At 59.7% G+C, this 16,260-nt stretch carries 21 protein-coding genes and 4 pseudogenes; 6 read left to right on the forward strand and 19 right to left on the reverse strand.

Features of this window, described 5'->3' with window-relative positions:
• Nucleotides 1-8: 8 nt before the first annotated feature.
• Nucleotides 9-710, reverse strand: coding sequence for a helix-turn-helix transcriptional regulator (locus WDO70_06845; protein MEJ0062913.1), 702 nt, complete (start codon nt 708-710; stop codon nt 9-11).
• A 129-nt stretch (nt 711-839) separates the two neighbouring features.
• Between WDO70_06845 and WDO70_06850 the strand changes: the two genes are divergently transcribed.
• Together WDO70_06850 and WDO70_06855 are read left to right on the forward strand one after the other, a co-directional pair.
• Nucleotides 840-1,505: a transporter substrate-binding domain-containing protein gene (locus WDO70_06850; protein ID MEJ0062914.1), complete on the forward strand. Its 666-nt coding sequence runs from the start codon at nt 840-842 to the stop codon at nt 1,503-1,505.
• The gene (locus WDO70_06855; protein MEJ0062915.1) at nt 1,465-1,716 is read left to right on the forward strand and encodes a hypothetical protein; all 252 of its coding nucleotides are present in this window, start codon (nt 1,465-1,467) and stop codon (nt 1,714-1,716) included. Before WDO70_06850 ends, WDO70_06855 begins: the two co-directional genes overlap by 41 nt.
• A 5-nt stretch (nt 1,717-1,721) precedes the next feature.
• Here WDO70_06855 and WDO70_06860 read toward each other — a convergent pair whose 3' ends face one another.
• Nucleotides 1,722-1,991 carry a succinate dehydrogenase assembly factor 2 gene (locus WDO70_06860; GenBank protein ID MEJ0062916.1) on the reverse strand — a complete coding sequence of 90 codons (270 nt, stop codon included), beginning with the start codon at nt 1,989-1,991 and terminating at the stop codon, nt 1,722-1,724.
• Nucleotides 1,992-2,016: 25 nt separating this feature from the next.
• On the opposite strand from WDO70_06860, the gene recG reads away from it, so the two are divergent.
• Both recG and panD read left to right on the forward strand, forming a co-directional pair.
• Complete coding sequence (recG, locus tag WDO70_06865; GenBank protein MEJ0062917.1) at nt 2,017-4,071, forward strand: ATP-dependent DNA helicase RecG; 2,055 nt, start codon at nt 2,017-2,019, stop codon at nt 4,069-4,071.
• A 47-nt stretch (nt 4,072-4,118) separates the two neighbouring features.
• Complete coding sequence (gene panD, locus WDO70_06870; GenBank protein ID MEJ0062918.1) at nt 4,119-4,469, forward strand: aspartate 1-decarboxylase; 351 nt, start codon at nt 4,119-4,121, stop codon at nt 4,467-4,469.
• On the opposite strand, the gene WDO70_06875 is transcribed toward panD, so the two are convergent.
• The 11 genes and pseudogenes from WDO70_06875 to WDO70_06925 all read right to left on the reverse strand — a co-directional run bounded on the left by WDO70_06875 (nt 4,462) and on the right by WDO70_06925 (nt 9,511).
• A complete protein-coding gene (locus tag WDO70_06875) occupies nt 4,462-4,689 on the reverse strand; it encodes an efflux RND transporter permease subunit (protein MEJ0062919.1) in 228 nt (75 codons plus the stop codon). The genes panD and WDO70_06875 overlap by 8 nt on opposite strands.
• A gap of 203 nt (nt 4,690-4,892) precedes the next feature.
• Nucleotides 4,893-4,946, reverse strand: a pseudogene (locus WDO70_06880) (hypothetical protein).
• Complete coding sequence (locus WDO70_06885) at nt 4,936-5,142, reverse strand: hypothetical protein (protein MEJ0062920.1); 207 nt, start codon at nt 5,140-5,142, stop codon at nt 4,936-4,938. The pseudogene WDO70_06880 and the gene WDO70_06885 overlap by 11 nt, the downstream one beginning before the upstream one ends.
• Before the next feature lie 3 nt (nt 5,143-5,145).
• Nucleotides 5,146-5,781, reverse strand: a pseudogene (locus tag WDO70_06890) (efflux RND transporter permease subunit).
• A gap of 275 nt (nt 5,782-6,056) precedes the next feature.
• A pseudogene (locus tag WDO70_06895) lies at nt 6,057-6,467 on the reverse strand (efflux RND transporter permease subunit).
• 98 nt (nt 6,468-6,565) lie between these two features.
• Nucleotides 6,566-6,805: an efflux RND transporter permease subunit gene (locus tag WDO70_06900; protein MEJ0062921.1), complete on the reverse strand. Its 240-nt coding sequence runs from the start codon at nt 6,803-6,805 to the stop codon at nt 6,566-6,568.
• 101 nt (nt 6,806-6,906) lie between these two features.
• Nucleotides 6,907-7,245, reverse strand: a pseudogene (locus tag WDO70_06905) (efflux RND transporter permease subunit).
• 34 nt (nt 7,246-7,279) lie between these two features.
• Nucleotides 7,280-7,522, reverse strand: coding sequence for an efflux RND transporter permease subunit (locus WDO70_06910; GenBank protein MEJ0062922.1), 243 nt, complete (start codon nt 7,520-7,522; stop codon nt 7,280-7,282).
• Nucleotides 7,523-7,564: 42 nt separating this feature from the next.
• The gene (locus WDO70_06915; protein MEJ0062923.1) at nt 7,565-8,728 is read right to left on the reverse strand and encodes an efflux RND transporter periplasmic adaptor subunit; all 1,164 of its coding nucleotides are present in this window, start codon (nt 8,726-8,728) and stop codon (nt 7,565-7,567) included.
• Nucleotides 8,721-9,191 carry a MarR family transcriptional regulator gene (locus WDO70_06920; protein MEJ0062924.1) on the reverse strand — a complete coding sequence of 157 codons (471 nt, stop codon included), beginning with the start codon at nt 9,189-9,191 and terminating at the stop codon, nt 8,721-8,723. Before WDO70_06920 ends, WDO70_06915 begins: the two co-directional genes overlap by 8 nt.
• Before the next feature lie 146 nt (nt 9,192-9,337).
• On the reverse strand, nt 9,338-9,511 hold the full coding sequence (locus tag WDO70_06925) for a hypothetical protein (GenBank protein MEJ0062925.1): 174 nt from the start codon (nt 9,509-9,511) through the stop codon (nt 9,338-9,340).
• A gap of 231 nt (nt 9,512-9,742) precedes the next feature.
• Here WDO70_06925 and WDO70_06930 point away from each other — a divergent pair, with 231 nt between their 5' ends.
• Nucleotides 9,743-10,234, forward strand: a complete 492-nt coding sequence (locus WDO70_06930; GenBank protein MEJ0062926.1) for a glutathione S-transferase N-terminal domain-containing protein — start codon at nt 9,743-9,745, stop codon at nt 10,232-10,234.
• A 77-nt stretch (nt 10,235-10,311) separates the two neighbouring features.
• Here the strand turns inward: WDO70_06930 and WDO70_06935 are convergent, their stop codons facing one another.
• The 3 genes from WDO70_06935 to WDO70_06945 all read right to left on the reverse strand — a co-directional run bounded on the left by WDO70_06935 (nt 10,312) and on the right by WDO70_06945 (nt 11,227).
• Nucleotides 10,312-10,548 (reverse strand): hypothetical protein, encoded by a 237-nt coding sequence (locus tag WDO70_06935; GenBank protein ID MEJ0062927.1) that lies wholly within the window; start codon nt 10,546-10,548, stop codon nt 10,312-10,314.
• Nucleotides 10,549-10,632: 84 nt separating this feature from the next.
• Nucleotides 10,633-11,052 (reverse strand): hypothetical protein, encoded by a 420-nt coding sequence (locus tag WDO70_06940; GenBank protein MEJ0062928.1) that lies wholly within the window; start codon nt 11,050-11,052, stop codon nt 10,633-10,635.
• A complete protein-coding gene (locus WDO70_06945; GenBank protein ID MEJ0062929.1) occupies nt 10,964-11,227 on the reverse strand; it encodes a hypothetical protein in 264 nt (87 codons plus the stop codon). The genes WDO70_06940 and WDO70_06945 overlap by 89 nt, the downstream gene beginning before the upstream one ends.
• Nucleotides 11,228-11,402: 175 nt before the next feature.
• On the opposite strand from WDO70_06945, the gene WDO70_06950 reads away from it, so the two are divergent.
• The gene (locus WDO70_06950; GenBank protein ID MEJ0062930.1) at nt 11,403-12,143 is read left to right on the forward strand and encodes a hypothetical protein; all 741 of its coding nucleotides are present in this window, start codon (nt 11,403-11,405) and stop codon (nt 12,141-12,143) included.
• Nucleotide 12,144: 1 nt separating this feature from the next.
• Here the strand turns inward: WDO70_06950 and gcvPB are convergent, their stop codons facing one another.
• The 3 genes from gcvPB to WDO70_06965 are packed head-to-tail and all read right to left on the reverse strand — an operon-like array spanning nt 12,145 to nt 16,259.
• Nucleotides 12,145-13,662, reverse strand: a complete 1,518-nt coding sequence (gene gcvPB, locus WDO70_06955; protein ID MEJ0062931.1) for an aminomethyl-transferring glycine dehydrogenase subunit GcvPB — start codon at nt 13,660-13,662, stop codon at nt 12,145-12,147.
• Nucleotides 13,650-15,002, reverse strand: coding sequence for an aminomethyl-transferring glycine dehydrogenase subunit GcvPA (gcvPA, locus tag WDO70_06960; GenBank protein MEJ0062932.1), 1,353 nt, complete (start codon nt 15,000-15,002; stop codon nt 13,650-13,652). The genes gcvPB and gcvPA overlap by 13 nt, the downstream gene beginning before the upstream one ends.
• A gap of 6 nt (nt 15,003-15,008) precedes the next feature.
• Entirely contained in the window at nt 15,009-16,259 is a 1,251-nt protein-coding gene (locus WDO70_06965; GenBank protein ID MEJ0062933.1) for an aminotransferase class V-fold PLP-dependent enzyme, read from the reverse strand.
• Nucleotide 16,260 lies beyond the last annotated feature (1 nt).

Consider the following 16,260-nt stretch of genomic DNA (forward strand, 5'->3'; position numbering starts at 1 on the left):
CCTTCGCCTTATTTCTTTTTAATTCCTTCTTTCAGCGTATCGACGAATTTCCGGTCGTCCAATTTGCTGCGCGAACGCGCCGGAACGGCCTTGCTAAGGCTCCACAGGAATTCAAACTGACGCCGGAACGTATCGGTGATCGATTGGTTGCGGACGATAAGGACTCGCTGCGCGTCGCACATGAGCAAAGCGAACCGGTCATTATACAGAAGATAAGGAATGGTGCCGATCAATTCCGGCGGCAGCCAGCGATAGACGGAGGGTTGCGATAAAAAGAACGAATCTCCCTCCCGCAACAGAATTCTTTCCCGGAATCCGGTCTTTCTGGCGTAGGCGTCATAGCGCAGGCATTCTTCCGGATCGCGGGCCGGGAATTCGCGCTCGTCGAGATTGCACATCATGATCTCGTCATGCGGCCCGCGCATGCAGGAATAGATATCCCTGTTCAGCACGCGGATGAAATCAGGACCATGATGCCGCTGCACCTCGAAGGTTTCCTTATGCAAGGCGACGCCCATATTATCGGAAAAAACGATCCCCGCATTGCTCAACGCATTTTCGATCGCCTGCATCGTGCCGACACGCGGTGAGCCGAGCGCGCGCTCGATATTATTGATGCTGGGCAGAGAGACGCCGGATGCCTTGGCCAATTCCGATTGCCGCCATTTCAGCAGGGCGCGAGCGGCTTTAATTTGTTCGGGCGCGATCATTAGTATGGGCTCGTCATAAAATCGGCGATCATATTATGCATTATATATACTTTTTGATGTTTTGAAACTATATTATTGGCGGTAGATTGCCCGGATAGCATTTCGCCAAATTGGAAAAGGATGAAGATTATGGCCATGAGTTATGCGCGTTTCCCGATTTTTTTCCTTGTCATCGCCGGATTGCTTTGCATCTGGCCCGCGACAGGCCGGAGCGAAGACAAGCAGGCGGGCAGCGTCTATGAAAAGGTTCTGGAGCGCGGCAGCATCCGCTGCGGATATCTGGTGTGGCCGCCCTATATTACGAAAGACCCGAACACGCTTCAGCTTGGCGGGATCAATTATCTTATCATGGAAGAAATCGGCAAGACGCTCGGCCTCAAGATCGAATGGGTTGAGGAAGTCGGGGCGGGAGAAGCCATCCAGGGACTCAATACGGGCCGATACGACGTCATGTGCGCGACGCTATGGCCGGATCAGGCGCGGCTGAAATCGTCGCTGATGACGCGCCCGACATTCTATTCGACGGTCTACGCAGTCGTGCGGGCGGACGATAATCGCTTCGACGGTAAACGAGAGAACATGAACGCACCCGATGTCACCTTCACCGGCATCGAAGGAGACGTCACGAAAAGCCTGGCAATGGAAAGCTTTCCCAAGGCAAAAAATGCTCGCCATGCCGGAAAGCGCCGACGGAAGCCTGCTGCTGCAAAATATCGTATCCAAAAAGGCCGACATCGCGCTTATCGATCGCGGCATGCTGAAGACCTTCATCAAAGCCAACGGTTCTCTGCTTAAGCTGGTCGCAGGCATCGAGCCGATCGGCGGCGCTTTCGGCGAGACGCTGGTGGTGCGCAAGGGAGAAGTCGAGATGAAGCTTCTCCTGGATAACGCCATAGGGATTCTTATCGACAAGAATGCGATCGCGGAACTCGGAACCCAATTTCCCGACAACGGCTATCTCTATCCCTTGCCGTCATGGAAGGCCGCGCCGGAAAACCGCCCATAGACGCCCTAAACGATCTTATGCCGCAGGAACATCTGCATCACGCCGGTCAGCTTATTGCTTTCCGGGCGGGTTTTTCCCGTGAGCCATTCGTATAAGTCCGGGTCGGGTTCCGCGAGCAGATTTTCGTAATCGTCCAGTTCCGCCACGCCGAAATCATGGATATGCCGGTCGGCGAAGCTGCCGAGCAGCAAGTCCATTTCCTTGGTGCCGCGATGATGGCTGCGATAGCGCAGGCGCTCGCGGCGGCGGTGGAGGATTTCGGGTTGGTCATCCATGATCCATCTCTTATAATCCCCTCCCATGCGCCCTGCCATCCTTTTTCCGCTCTTCGCCCCCGTCACGTCGTTGCCGGGCGTCGGGCCACGCCTGGGCAAACTGTTGGAGAAACTGTGCGGCCCGCATATCACCGACCTGCTGTGGCACCGTCCGTTCGCGGTTATCGACCGTGCCTACCGGCCCACGATTGCCGAAGCCGAACCTGGACGCACCGCGACGCTGGCGGTCAGGATCGCCGAGCATATCGCGCCGAAAAATCCCCGCCTGCCCTACCGTATCGTCGCTTATGACACGAGCAGCGAGCAAATCACGCTGAATTTTTTCAACACGCAGGCGAAATACCTGACCGAGCAATATCCTGCCAATGTCGATCTTCTTATCAGCGGGCGCGTTGAGCTATATCGCGGCGAGAAGCAGATGAGCCACCCGGATTTCGTGGCGCCCGCAGCGGAAGCTGAGAAAATCCCGCTGGCCGAGCCGGTCTATGGTTTGACCGAAGGGCTGAACGGCAAGCAGATGCGCCGCTTCATCGCCGCCGCGCTCGAGAAGCTTCCCGCGCCGCCGGAGTGGATCGATCCGCATCTGATGGCGGCGCGGCAATGGCCGGAATGGAGCGCCGCGCTGCGCCAATTGCACAACCCCGCAAGCCCCGACGATCTGGCTCCGGCCCATCCCGCGCGGCAGCGGCTCGCCTATGACGAACTGCTGGCGAACCAGATGGCGATGATGATCTATCGCCGCAACCGGGGTCATAAGGGCCGCGCCTTCCAGGCGACCGGCAAATTCACCGCGCCGCTGCTGGCGAGCCTGTCCTTCAAGCTGACCGACGCGCAGGAACGCTGCCGCGCCGAAATTGCCGGGGCCATGAGCGGCGAAGACCCGATGCTGCGCCTGCTGCAAGGTGATGTCGGCAGCGGCAAGACTGTCGTCGCGCTGCTCGCCATGCTGCAGGCGGCGGAAGCGGGGTCGCAGGCCGCTCTGCTCGCGCCCACGGAAATATTGGCCAAGCAGCATTGTGCGAATTTGCGCGCCATGCTGCAACCCATCGGCATCGAGATCGGTCTGTTGACCGGCAAGATCAATCCGCAGGACAAGCGCGCCGTCACGGCGGCGCTTGCCGATGGAACTTTGTCACTTGTCGTCGGCACTCATGCGCTGATCCAGGACGATGTCGCGTTCCACGATCTCGGCCTCGTGGTGATCGACGAACAGCACCGTTTCGGCGTGCAGCAACGCGCGCAGCTGGCGAAAAAAGGCCGCGGCGTCGATATTCTCGCGATGACGGCAACCCCGATCCCGCGCACGCTGATGCTGACCGCCTATGGCGACATGGAAGCGTCGCTGCTCGACGAGAAGCCGCCGGGACGGCAGCCCATCGATACCCGCGCCGTCGATATCGCGCGGTTGGGCGAAGTGATCGCGGGCCTGGAGCGTCATGTCGCTTCTGGACGGCAGGCTTACTGGGTCTGCCCGCTGGTCGAGGAATCGGAATTGATCGACCTTGCCAATGTCAAAGACCGCGCCGCGCTGCTGGCGGCGCAGCTGGGCGCGAACGCTGTCGGCCTGATTCACGGCCAAATGCCGGTGCCAGAGCGCGACGCGATCATGGCGCGCTTCGCCGCCGGAGAACTCAAGGCGCTTGTCGCCACCACGGTGATCGAAGTCGGCATCGACGTGCCGAACTCTACGCTGATGGTGGTCGAACATGCCGAGCGGTTCGGCCTCGCGCAGCTGCATCAATTGCGCGGGCGCGTGGGACGCGGCGACGACCGCTCGGTTTGCCTGCTGCTCTACCAGGGGCCGCTCGGCGAAGCGGCCAAGGCTCGGCTCAAGATGATAAGGGAAACCGAGGATGGATTCCGCATCGCCGAGGAGGATTTGCGGCTGCGCGGCCCCGGCGAAATGCTAGGCACGCGCCAAAGCGGCGCGCCGGAGTACAAGCTGGCCGATCTTGCGGCGCACTATGATTTGCTGGCGGTCGCGCGCGACGACGCCCGCCTGGTTCTGGACAAAGATCCGGCCCTGCAATCGCCGCGTGGACAAGCCATGCGCATTCTGCTTTACCCTGTTCGCCTATGATCGCGCCGCCGGTCCTTTTGAAGGGCGGCTGATACCGAAGGAACACCATGCTGCTGACTTTGATGAAGGCAAACTCCACCGCGCCACGGTGGACCGAGGCCCATCTGGATTATATGGGATCGGTGGCCATCGACGCCGATTTGATCGCGGCGGCGGGCTTTTTGCTATGGGAACAGGTGGATATCTATAATATCAGCAACGGCGAGCGGTTCACGACCTACGTCGTGGAAGCCCCCGCCGGAAGCCGCACCGTCAGCATTCAGGGCGCGGCGGCGCATAAAGCCGGGCCGGGCGATCTTATCATCATCGTCGCCTATGCGCAGATGGAAGAATCCGAAGCGCGCGGATTCAAGCCAAAGGTGGTGCTGCTGGATGGAAAAAATACGCCGATTAAATGACTTCAGGCTCGGCGTTTCTTGATTCTCGCTTGCGCTTCACCCACCCCGACAGATGCTCCAGATACAGATAGATCACCGGCGTGATGTAGAGCGTCAATAGCTGCGAAACCAAAAGACCGCCGACCACGGCGATGCCAAGCGGCTGGCGCAATTCCGCGCCGGCGCCGAAGCCGACGGCGATCGGCAAAGTGCCGAACAGCGCCGCCATCGTCGTCATCATGATCGGGACGGAAACGCAGGACGCAGGCCTGATAGATCGCCTCCTCCGGCTCCACGCCCTCATGCCGCGCCTGAATGGCGAAATCCACCATCATGATTGCGTTCTTCTTGACGATGCCGATAAGCAGCACGATGCCGATGATGGGCGATGACGCTCAAATCCATTTTGAAAATATAGAGGGCCAAAAGCGCGCCGATCGCCGCCGAGGGCAATCCGGATAAGATCGTGATCGGATGGACGAAGCTCTCATACAGCATGCCGAGGATGATATAGATCACCAGTACCGCGACCAGCAGCAGGAATCCCTGCCCCCGCCGACGAGTCCTGGAACGCCTGCGCCGATCCCTGGAAATTGGTCACCAGCGTCGCGGGCACGCCAAGCTGCCGCTCGACGGCGCGCAGGCGGGTTATGGCCTCGCTCAGCGCGAAATTCTTCGCCAGATTGAACGACAACCGTCACGGCGGGCAATTGCCCTGGTGATTGACCGAAAGCGGCCCGGTCGTCTGGCTTAAGCTCGCGATGGCGTCGAGCTGCACCAGCTTGCCGCCCTCGCCGCGCACATAAAGCTGCTTGATGTCCGCGGGATTGCGCTGGCTCTCTTTCGCGACTTCGAGAATAACCTGATAGTCGTTGGTCTGGCCGTATAGCGTCGCGATCTGGGCGTTGCCGTAAGCAGCATAGAGGGTCTGGCGGATATCCTCGTAACTGATGCCGTAGCTCGCCGCCTTGTCGCTATCCACGTCGAATCACGAGTTCCAGGCTCTTAAGCTGAAGATCCGTCGTCACGTCCATGAAGCCCGGTTCCTTGAGCAGCGCCTGCTCAGCTTTGCCGCCCATTCGTACAATTCGTCGAGATCGCTGCCTTGCAGGGTATATTGATACAGGCTTTTGCTCAGCCTGCCGCCGATCTGGATATTCTGCACCGGCTGCATGAAGACGTTGAGGCCGGTCACTTCGCCGAGCTTGCCGCGCAGCCGCTGGATGATCGCCAGGGCCGGAGGCCGCTTGCCTTGCGCCGCGAGACTGAAGAAAATGCGCCCGGAATTGAATGAGCCGCGCCCGCCGCCGATGGCGAAAAAGACGTTTTCCACCGCGGGATCGGCCTTGATGATCGCCGCCGCCTGGCGCTGTTTTCCACCATCGCTTCATAGGAAACATCCTGCGCCGCCTCGGTGAAGGGCGAAAACGAAACCGGTATCCTCCAGCGGAAAAAATCCCTTGGGCATGTTTCATGAATCCGGCCATCGATCCGCCCAGCGTGAGAAAGGTGACGAACAGGGTGAGGCGGCGATGCCGCAGAACGAACTGCAAGCGTCTTTTCATAAAGCCCCAGCATCGCGTTGAAACCGCGCTCGAGCCATTTGCCGAAGCCCGATTCCTCATGCTCGCCGGTATGCGGCTTCAGCCAGCGGCTGCATAACATGGGGGTAAGCGTCAGGGAGATCAATCCCGATGCCAGAACGGCGAAGCTGATCGTCACGGCGAATTCGCGGAACAGGCGCCCGATGATGCCGCCCATGAAAAGCACCGGGATGAACACCGCCACCAGCGACAGGGTAATCGAAAGAATCGTAAAGCCGATTTCCTTCGAGCCCTTGAGCGCGGCCTCGAACGGCGTCATGCCCCGCTCTATATAGCGAACGATGTTTTCCATCATGACAATGGCGTCGTCCACCACGAAGCCGACGCATAAAGTCAGGGCCAGCAGCGAGACGTTGTTGATGCTGAATCCGAGCAACGCCATGCCGCCATAGGTCGCGATGATCGATAGCGGCACGACGATGGCCGGGATCAAGGTCGCCGAGACGCGGCGCAGGGAAAAGGAAAATCACCAGAATGACCAGCGCGAAGGTAAGCTGCAGCGTGAACTGCACGTCATCCACCGAATGCTTGATCGAGGTCCGACCGGTCGAACATCGGCGTCATTTCAATCGAAGCGGGCAATTGAGAGCGAAATACGGGAAGGAGCGCCCTCACCTTGTCGACGACGGCGATAGTGTTGGCGTCCGGCTGGCGCTGGATGGCGATGACGACCGCGTTGTGACCGTTGATGGAGCCGATCGTGCGCTGGTCCTCCACCGAATCCGATACTTTCGCCACATCCTGCAGCCGCACCGGCGCGCCGTTAGCGCCATGCGACGATCAGCGGACGAAATTCCGGCCGCATTGTCGGGCTGCCCGGCAACCCGAAGATTAAAGAGCTGCGCGCTGCCGCTGATGACGCCGACGGGCGTCACCGACGCGGCATTCGCCACCGCCTTGCTCACTTCGGACATCGCGATATCGCGCGCCGCCAGAAGCCGGGGATCGGCTTCGATCCGCACCGCGTATTTCTGCGCGCCATAGACCTGAACCTGCGCCACGCCCGGCAGCACCGAAATGCGCTGCGCCAGCATCGTGTCCGCATATTCGTTAACCTGCGAGACCGGCAGCGTATCCGACGATATGGCGATAAAAAGGATCGGCTGGTCGGCGGGATTGACCTTCTGGAACGATGGCGGCGACGGCATCTCGGTCGGCAGCCGCCGGGCGGTCGCGGCAATCGCCGTTTGCACATCAAGCGCCGCGCCGTCGATATTGCGATCAAGATCAAACTGCAGGCGTGATCTGCGTGCTGCCCAGCGTGCTGCTCGACGTGATCGAACTGACGCCGGAAATGGTGGAGAATTGCCGTTCGAGCGGCGTCGCCACGGATGCAGCCATGGTCTCCGGGCTGGCGCCGGGCAGATTGGCGCTTACCTGAATAGTCGGAAAATCGACCCGCGGCAGCGCGCTGATCGCCAGGGTCCGATATCCGGCAATGCCGCCGACGACAATAGCCAGCGTCAGCAAAAATCGTAAAAACCGGGCGGCGGATACAGAATTCAGAAATATTCATGGCGTCTGCTTATCGGTTTTCGGCGAAACGATCTCCAGTTGAGCGCCTTCGGTGACGCGCAGCAGGCCGTCGATCACGACCTGTTCGCCCTCGCTCAGCCCCTCGGTGACGATAGCGGAATTATCGGCCTGCGGCAGGGTCTTGATCATGCGCTTTGCCGCTTTGCGGGTTGCCACGTCGACAACGAAGACGAAATTATTGCCCCGATCGCCCTGCACGGCCGTCATCGGGATGACGAGAGCGTCCTTGGTGACGGCAGGTGTCAACGTGACATCGACGAACATGCCGGGCCAGAGCTTCTCGTCGGGGTTGGCGAATTTGGCCCGCGCGGCGAAAGTGCCGTTGCTCTGATCGATGGCGTTGTCGATATAATCGAGCGCGCCGGCGAGGCTGCCCTGCATTTCCGCGCGCGCGGCCTGTACCGGAACCTCCCCCGCCGCCGTGGCGGCTTTCAGCCTGTCGAAATAGCGTTGGGGAACCGCGAACTGCACCCGCACCGGATCGATTTTATTGATCGTGACGATGGGCTGCGTGTCGTTGGCCTTGACGTTATTGCCCGCGGTCACCGTGATCATGCCTGCCCGGCCGGTAATGGGAGCCTTGATCACCATATAGCTGAGCTGCACATCGAGACTGTCGAGCGCCGCTTTGGTCGCGACCACGTTGGCGGCCTGCGCGTCATAGGCGGTTTTATCCATGTCGCTTTTTTCTTTGGTGACATATCCTTGATTCACGAGCTGCTGAGAACGCTCGTATTGCGACTTGGCGTTCTTGAGCTGCACCTGATCGCGTTCGAGATTGGCCGCCAGCTGGGCGCGCTGAGCCAGGAGCGAGCGCGCGTCGAGTTCAAGCAGCACGTCCCCCTCATGCACCAGATCGCCATCGCGGAAACGCACATTGACAATCTGCGAGTCGGTCCGCGATTTGATCGAGACCGTCTCGTAAGCATAAACCGCGCCCACCAGCTTGATGTCCTGCGGCACGTCGCGGCGGACGACCGATGCAACGGTAACCCGAACCGGCGGCGGAGGGGCTGCCACGGCGCTTTTTCCTGTCTCGGCATAATACTGCCAACCCCACCAACCGCCACCTCCCATGAGGATCAGCAACGCGAGGACAATCCACGAACGGTGGGATTTCTTTTTATGGGACTTAGGCATCTTTCTTCCGTTCCGCCGTACAAGAACGGCATATATTGCTGTTCAGCTTATTGAGCAGCGTCAAAAGTGTAGCATGCTCCCGCCGCGTGAAACCATGAAGCGAATCGCGCCTCAATTCCAGCGCCAATTCCTGCATCTGCCGCACGACCCCGCCAACCTGCGCCGTGAGATAGAGCCGGTGCATTCTGCGGTCGCGCTTGTCGGGCTTGCGCACCACCCACCCGGTTTTCTGCAGGCGGTCGATCAAACGCGTCAGCGTAATCGGCTGAACGTCAAGCATTTCGGCAAGCTCTTTCTGATTGACGCCGGGATTGCGGCGCAGATTGCCCAGCACCTGCCATTGGGCGCGCGTCAGGCCGATATCCCTGGCGCGGCAATCGAAATCGCGGCGTATGGCGCGGCCCGCTTCGACGATAAGCAAGGCTTCATTGGTCTGGTCGTCACTGGTCAGCCATTCCGGCATGAACTTCCTCCATGCATTCGTATGCCAGTATATTATAAGCTAGCTTACTATATAGTCAATAGACGAAAAAGCCTGGACATGAAAAAGCCCGGCGCTTTTTTAATAGCTGCCGGGCAATCTTCCCCCGCTCGACCGAGAAACGCGGATTATTTCATGTCATGCTTGAGATAGGCGGCGGTTGAACTTGGCCCCTGGCAAACTACGCCGACGCTGCGCGGCGGCCGCCTTCGTAATGCGCCAAGCAGCGCGTTGTCGGCGGCAACGCTGGCCATAAGCTGCCTTCTCAATAACTCATCGAGTTCTTCGCTACGGTTCGCCATCGCTGCCCTCCTGCTACCTCGCATAAATTGTGCGATAGCGAAATCATACCGCAGCGCCGTAAAGGGAGGTTAAAGATTACCGATCATTTTAGCTAAATTTGAGCGATTAAAACACCATCAACCAATTGATAATGCTATCAAAATTACAAGCCGCTTACAAAATGGTGCCTAATTGATTCAAATTCGCGAAGGTTTATACTCGCGGCTGCAACCAACCAAAAGGAACCCGTCATGTACAAGCTGTTTTATTCTCCCGGAGCCTGTTCGATGGCGGTGCATGTCGCGCTGAACGAATGCGGCGCTAAATTCGATGTGGTGGACGTCAGCCAGCCGGGCATGAAAGATCCCGGCTCGGAATTCCTGAAAGCCAACCCCAACGGCGCGGTGCCGACGCTGATGGATGACGGGCTGCCGATCCGCGAGGGCGGCGCAATTTTGACCTATCTGTGCGACAAGGAAAAATCGCCGCTGCTGCCCCGCATCAGGGCCGGAGCGCGCCACAGCCCTGTCATGGCTGATGTGGTGCAACGCCACGCTGCATCCCGCTTACGGCAAAGTGTTCTGGACGATGAAGAAGCTGAAAGACCAGCCGGCCTTGCAGCAACAGCTTTTCCCCATGTTCATCGCCGGGATTCAGGAGATGTGGGACGAGGCCGAAGCCCGTCTCGCCCAGTCGCCGTTTCTTGCGGGGGCCGCAAATCACCATCGGCGATATCCTGCTGACCGTGATCGCCAACTGGAATGGCTACCTGCCGCAGCGGTCAATTACGGGCCGAACACGAAACGCCTGCTGCAACAAGTCAGCGCCCGCCCCGCCTATCAGAAAGCACTAGCGGCGGAAGGCGTGGAATATAAGGCGGCGGCGTGATGAGCGCCTTTACCAGGGCGTCGGCGTCAGGCCCGCGCGTCAGGCTGTGCCTAAGCGTCATGCGGCGATCGCTGTATTCGGCGCGCTGAAAGAAATTCTCGATCTCGGCGCCGCTGCGGAGATGCCATGTCGCGTCCGGATGATGCGGCAATGATGGCGGTTTCGCCATTCGAGTTGGCGTGAAACAGCACTTGCGCGACCGGCCCTCCCGCAAGAATGGCGGAATCCATGCCGGTTTTGGAATCCTCGATTTTCAGACACTCATCTTGCCTGAGCGGCTGCCCGACCATTCCCCTGCTGCATAATTCTTCTGCGCCAAATGCCAGGGATCGGCGCACGTCGCGGATTTCGGATTCCGCCCGCGCTCCTTTACGGTCGTCGCGCCGATGACGAACTCGAAAAGATCCGCCACATTCGCCCGCTCGAGGCCGGCATTGACCAAGCTGTCTTCGGTATTGGATACGGCGACGATGGAAATCCCGGCAATCTTGGCCATTTTATAGCCGAACCATATGCCGTCCTTGGCCGGAACTTCATATTTCTCGACCATGGCCGCATATTCCGCCAAGCCCTGCGCGGCGAACTCATCCTTGCTTATTCTTTTGCCGAAACCGGGATTTTCCTGCGCCAAAAGCGCATAGCTGCCGCCATAGCCCCTGCCCGAATGCCGCATCCAATCCGCGTCGGTGATCGGCCTTCGCGCCCAAGGGCACGGCGACGATATTCATCGCGTCGCGATGCTTGAAATCGCCGTCCAGCACCACGCCGTCGATGTCGCTCAGAATCGCGCGCGGCGTCCAGATTTGCTCTTTATTCATCTGCGTAATGAAATGAGGAAGGCTGGACAAAATATTTCGCATTTCTATTCTTCCTATAAGGTCACGGGCTATATGAGCGATATAGCGCGCCCGTGTCCTGCATCGCAAGCAGACTCAATACTTTCAATCATGGTTAATCATCATATTCCTTACCACCTGCTTCTCATGAAAGTAATAAAGCCCGTCTCTATGATAAAATGCCGGTATGACTGATACAGACAACGAAATACCCCCGAAGGTGATGGACATCTATCTTTCGGCCGAAGATTATTACGCCCAGGGACGCCAGGCGATCAAAGACCGCGATTATCGTTTGCTGGCCACGACGCTTCATGATTACCGCATGCGAGTTGAAGAAAACCGTGCCCATCCGAGAATCAAGCAAATACGGCAACTGTTCAAATTGGCGAAAGCGCTGCTGCGCGCGCCGCAAGAACTCAAAGGGGCCCGTGGCCCGGACATCGTCCAGGAAGCGCTGCACGCCCTTCAAACCGCGCATGACGTTGGACGGACGCCCCATGATGGCGGCTTCGCGGCGGCGGCGCGCGATTTTCTATATCTCCGCTCTTTCCGGGAAAAAGTGGCGCGAACCCTTGTCCGGCATGCCGAAGAGCATCCCAATAAGGATAACCGGTTTACTTTATTCATATGGGCGGAGCATTCCGTCAAACCCGGCTCTCGGGAGTACGGAAAGAGCCTGGAAGGGCTATTGAAATATATGCCGTCCCATCATCATCTGGATGGATCGATGCTTACGCGGGCGGAGCCTTTTATGGCCAGCACGGCATGTCCGCAGGCCTTAAAAGACAACATGCTCGCAAGGCTTCGCGACTGCGAAATTTCGTATCCCCCTTATCGCGAGCATGTCGAGAGAGTCATCGCCGCCGCTTCGCAGCCTCCCGCGAGAAGTTTTCTGTCCCGTAAGCGCCCGAAGCCCAGCCCTTAAATCACCCCCGCCACCGCAGCACCGGCTGCCTTGCCGCCCGGGTTTCGTCGAGGCGGCGGCGCGGGGTGTGGCGCGGCGACTGTTTGAATATATCCGCTTCGCCGCGCTTGGCCGCCTCGGCCAGATCGCGCAAAGCGGCGATGAATTCGTCCAATGTTTCCTTGCTTTCAGTTTCGGTCGGCTCGATCAGCAGCGCGCCATGCACGACCAGCGGAAAATACATCGTCATCGGATGGAATCCGCGGTCGATCAGCGCCTTGGCGAAATCGAGCGTCGTTACGCCGGTTCCTTCCAGGAACTTATCGTCGAATAAGGCTTCATGCATGCATGGCCCGGCGAAGGGCGCGCTCATGACGTCTTTCAGCGACGCCAGGATATAATTCGCGCTCAACACTGCGTCGCTCGCCACCTGATGCAGCCCGTCCGCGCCGTGCGACAGCATATAGGTCAACGCGCGAACGAACATGCCCATCTGGCCGTGGAAGCTTTTGATTCTGCCGAACGGCGCGCCTTCGGCGTCTTTCGCATGTTCGATCAGCCGCAATTTGTCGCCTTCCCGTACGATGCGGGGCAGCGGCGCATAAGGCGCAAGGCTTTCGGCGAACACCACCGGGCCCGATCCGGGGCCGCCGCCGCCATGCGGCGTCGAAAACGTCTTATGCAGATTGATATGCATCACGTCGATGCCGAGATCGGCGGGACGCACGCGTCCGACAATGGCGTTGAAATTCGCGCCGTCGCAGTAGAAATAGCCGCCTGCCTTGTGAATATCGGCGGCGATGGCGATGATATCGCGCTCGAACAGCCCGCAGGTGTTGGGATTGGTCAGCATGATCCCGGCGACATCCGGGCCGAGCTTGGCCTCGAACGCCTTGAGATCGACGCGCCCGTCAAGCGCGGGAATCGGATCGACCGTGAAGCCGAGCGAGGCCGCCGTCGCCGGATTGGTGCCATGCGCCGATTCCGGCACCAGCACGCGCCGCCGGTGGCCCTCGCCGCGCGCTTCCAGCGCCATCTTGATCGCCGCCATGCCGCAAAATTCGCCATGCGCGCCCGCGCCCGGCGACATCGCGACGGCATGCATGCCGGTGAGCTTGAGCAGCCAATCGGCCAATTCGTCGATCAGCGCCAGCGCGCCCTGCACGGTTTCGATAGGCTGCATCGGGTGCAGGTCGGCGAAGCCGGGCAGCCGCGCCATCTTCTCGTTCAGGCGCGGGTTATGCTTCATCGTGCAGGAACCGAGCGGGTAGAAGGTGCTGTCGATGCCGAAATTCTTCTGGCTCAGGCGGGTGAAGTGCCGCACCACTTGCGGCTCCGACAATCCGGGCAGACCTATTGCCGAACGCCGCAAACCACCGAGCCGGTCATGCTTGAGACCGGCGGGCGGGAAATCGACCCCGGTGCGGCCCTCTTGCCCTTGCTCGAAGATCAACGGCTCTTCGAGCATCAAGGCGCGGTTCTCGGATGGCGCTACGCTGGCTGGGGAGGAAGGGCGGCCCTGACGATTCAGCATCCGCATACCTCGCGCAAATTCTTTACGAAGACATCTGTATCTTTGTCCGTATTGAGTTCCGTTGCCGCAACCAAAAGCAGGTTTTCGAGTTTCTTCTGGCCGGTATAAAACCGCGAAACCGGCACGCCCGCCAGAATCGGCAGCTTCGCCAGCTTCTCCACCACTTCCGCCGCGGGCTTCGGCAAGGCAATGGTGAACTCATTGAAAAAGCTGTCATTCAAAAGCTTGCAGCCCGGCACATCGGCGATCTTATCCGCCAATTGCATAGCCTTCGCATGATTGAGCGCGGCCAGTCGCCGCAGTCCTTCTTCGCCCAGCAGGCTTACATGAATGGTGAAAGCCAGCGCGCAAAGCCCCGAATTCGTGCAGATATTACTCGTGGCCTTCTCGCGCCTGATATGCTGCTCGCGGGTGGAGAGCGTCAGCACGAAACCGCGCTTGCCTTCGGCATCCACCGTCTGGCCGCACAGGCGGCCAGGCATCTGCCGCACGAACTTGTCCCGGCATGCGAACAACCCCAGATAAGGCCCGCCGAAATTCAGCGCATTGCCGAGCGACTGCCCCTCCGCCACGACGATATCCGCGCCCATCTCGCCGGGAGACATCAGCAGGCCGAGCGCCACGACCTCCTTGACCGAAACGATCAGCAGCGCGCCCTTGGCGTGGACGGCTTCGGCCAGCGCCCGGTAATCGCGCACATGGCCGAAGAAATCCGGATAGCCGACGACGACGCAGGCCGTCTCGCCGTCGATCACCGAAGCTAAATCCTCATGCCCGTCCGGCGCGGGCGGCGCGGCCAGCGCGGTAAATCCGGTCAGGCGCGCCATCGTCCGCGTCACGTCGATATCATGCGGGTGGAGATTGCCCGACATCACCGCGCGCGACCGCCCGGTGATCCTGGCGGCCATCATCACGGCTTCGGCGCAGGCGGTCGAGCCGTCATACATCGAGGCGTTGGCGACATCCATCCCGGTCAGCATCGCCACCTGGGTCTGGAACTCGAACAGGGCCTGCAGCGTGCCCTGGCTGACCTCGGGCTGATAGGGCGTATAGGAAGTCAGGAACTCGCCGCGCAGCAGCAACTGATCGACCGAAGCCGGAATATGGTGCCGGTAGGCGCCCGCGCCGAGAAAACTGGGGCATGATCCCGCCGCGACATTTTGCGTCGCCAGCGCCGCGACATGCCGCTCGACCTCGATTTCGCCCTGATGCGGCGGAAGGCCGGCAATCGGGCCGTTCAGCCATGCCTTCTTCGGCACGTCGGCGAACAGTTCATCGACCGATGCGACGCCAATAGCCTCGCACATGGCGGAACGGTCTGCGGGGGTTAAAGGGAGATAGCGCATGAATTTTTAACCCGGTCTGCTGTCGGGCGGCCTGATGGGCCCGATGTTCAAAATCTTCTCGATCGCACTCGGGCGATATGGGGGATCGGCCCTATCGTAACCGGGCTTACGCATATCCAATACCACCTTAGCCAGTTTCTCGAAATCCTCGGGGCCATTATAGATTTGTGCCGCGACCCGTGTCCACAGGCGGCCTTGCGCCGCAAAAGGAACATAGGCGACGATGGAATGCTTGCGCGCCAGATGCTGCTGCAAGGCGTAGCATCCGTCATCATCGGCCTTATAGGGCAAATCCTCCGGCAGCGGCACGAGAATCATGCTGCCGATCATCTCATCTGGCACTTTGCCGCGCACGCCCCAGGCTTCGGCAAGAATGTCCCGTCCCTGGCGGATCAGCGCATGATTATGCCGAAGGACATTGTCTTCGCCCAATCTATCCATAAATCCGAAAGCGGCTGGAATCGACAGGAAGTTGGAATCGTCACGCGTGCCGGTGAACTGAAAATTATTCGGAAAAGGATATTTCGAATCCCATGACAGAATCGAAGGCTGCAAAGCCGCCTGCCGGTCCGGCGCGGCCCACAGAAAAGCGCAGCCGCGTGGCGCGAAATGCCATTTATGCAGGCTGGCGACATACCAATCCGCGCCGGTTTCCTTGATGCTGAAGGGAATATTGCCGGGCACATGCGCGGCATCCACCAGAACCTGAACGCCGCGCTCATGGCAAAGCTTGGTCATCGCCGCGATGGGCATGACCAGGGCCGTGCCGGACGTGATGTGATCGAGAATAGCCAGCTTCGTGCGCGGCGTGATGGCGGCGCGCACGGCATCCAGCGCCTGTTCGGGGCTGGGAGAAAAAGGATCAATTGCAGCCAACGTAACCTTCGCGCCATGGGATTTGGCGATATGCTCCGCCGTCATCGTGATGGAGCCATAACCCGTGGATGTCGTCAGGATTTCATCGCCGGGAGCAAAGGCCTGCGCGCGGAGAATGGCATTGATGCCCTCGGTTACGTTGCCGATCAGCGCCACTTCCTGCCCCGCGACGCCGAAACGTTCCGCGACCAGCGCGGCGACTTTCTGCCATGCGGGCCGCTGCGTATCCAAGGCATAGGGTACGGGAGACTCTTCGACAGCTCTTCGCACCGCCTCCCGCGTATCGAGAACTTCGCGCGGCGTCACGCCCGTCGCGCCATGATTGAGATAAGTCACGCCCGGCTCGAAGGAGAAAAACTCTTTGGCGGAGGGGACAAGCATA

Source organism: Alphaproteobacteria bacterium (assembly GCA_037200005.1).
Taxonomy (GTDB): domain Bacteria; phylum Pseudomonadota; class Alphaproteobacteria; order UBA9219; family RFNS01; genus JBBCGY01.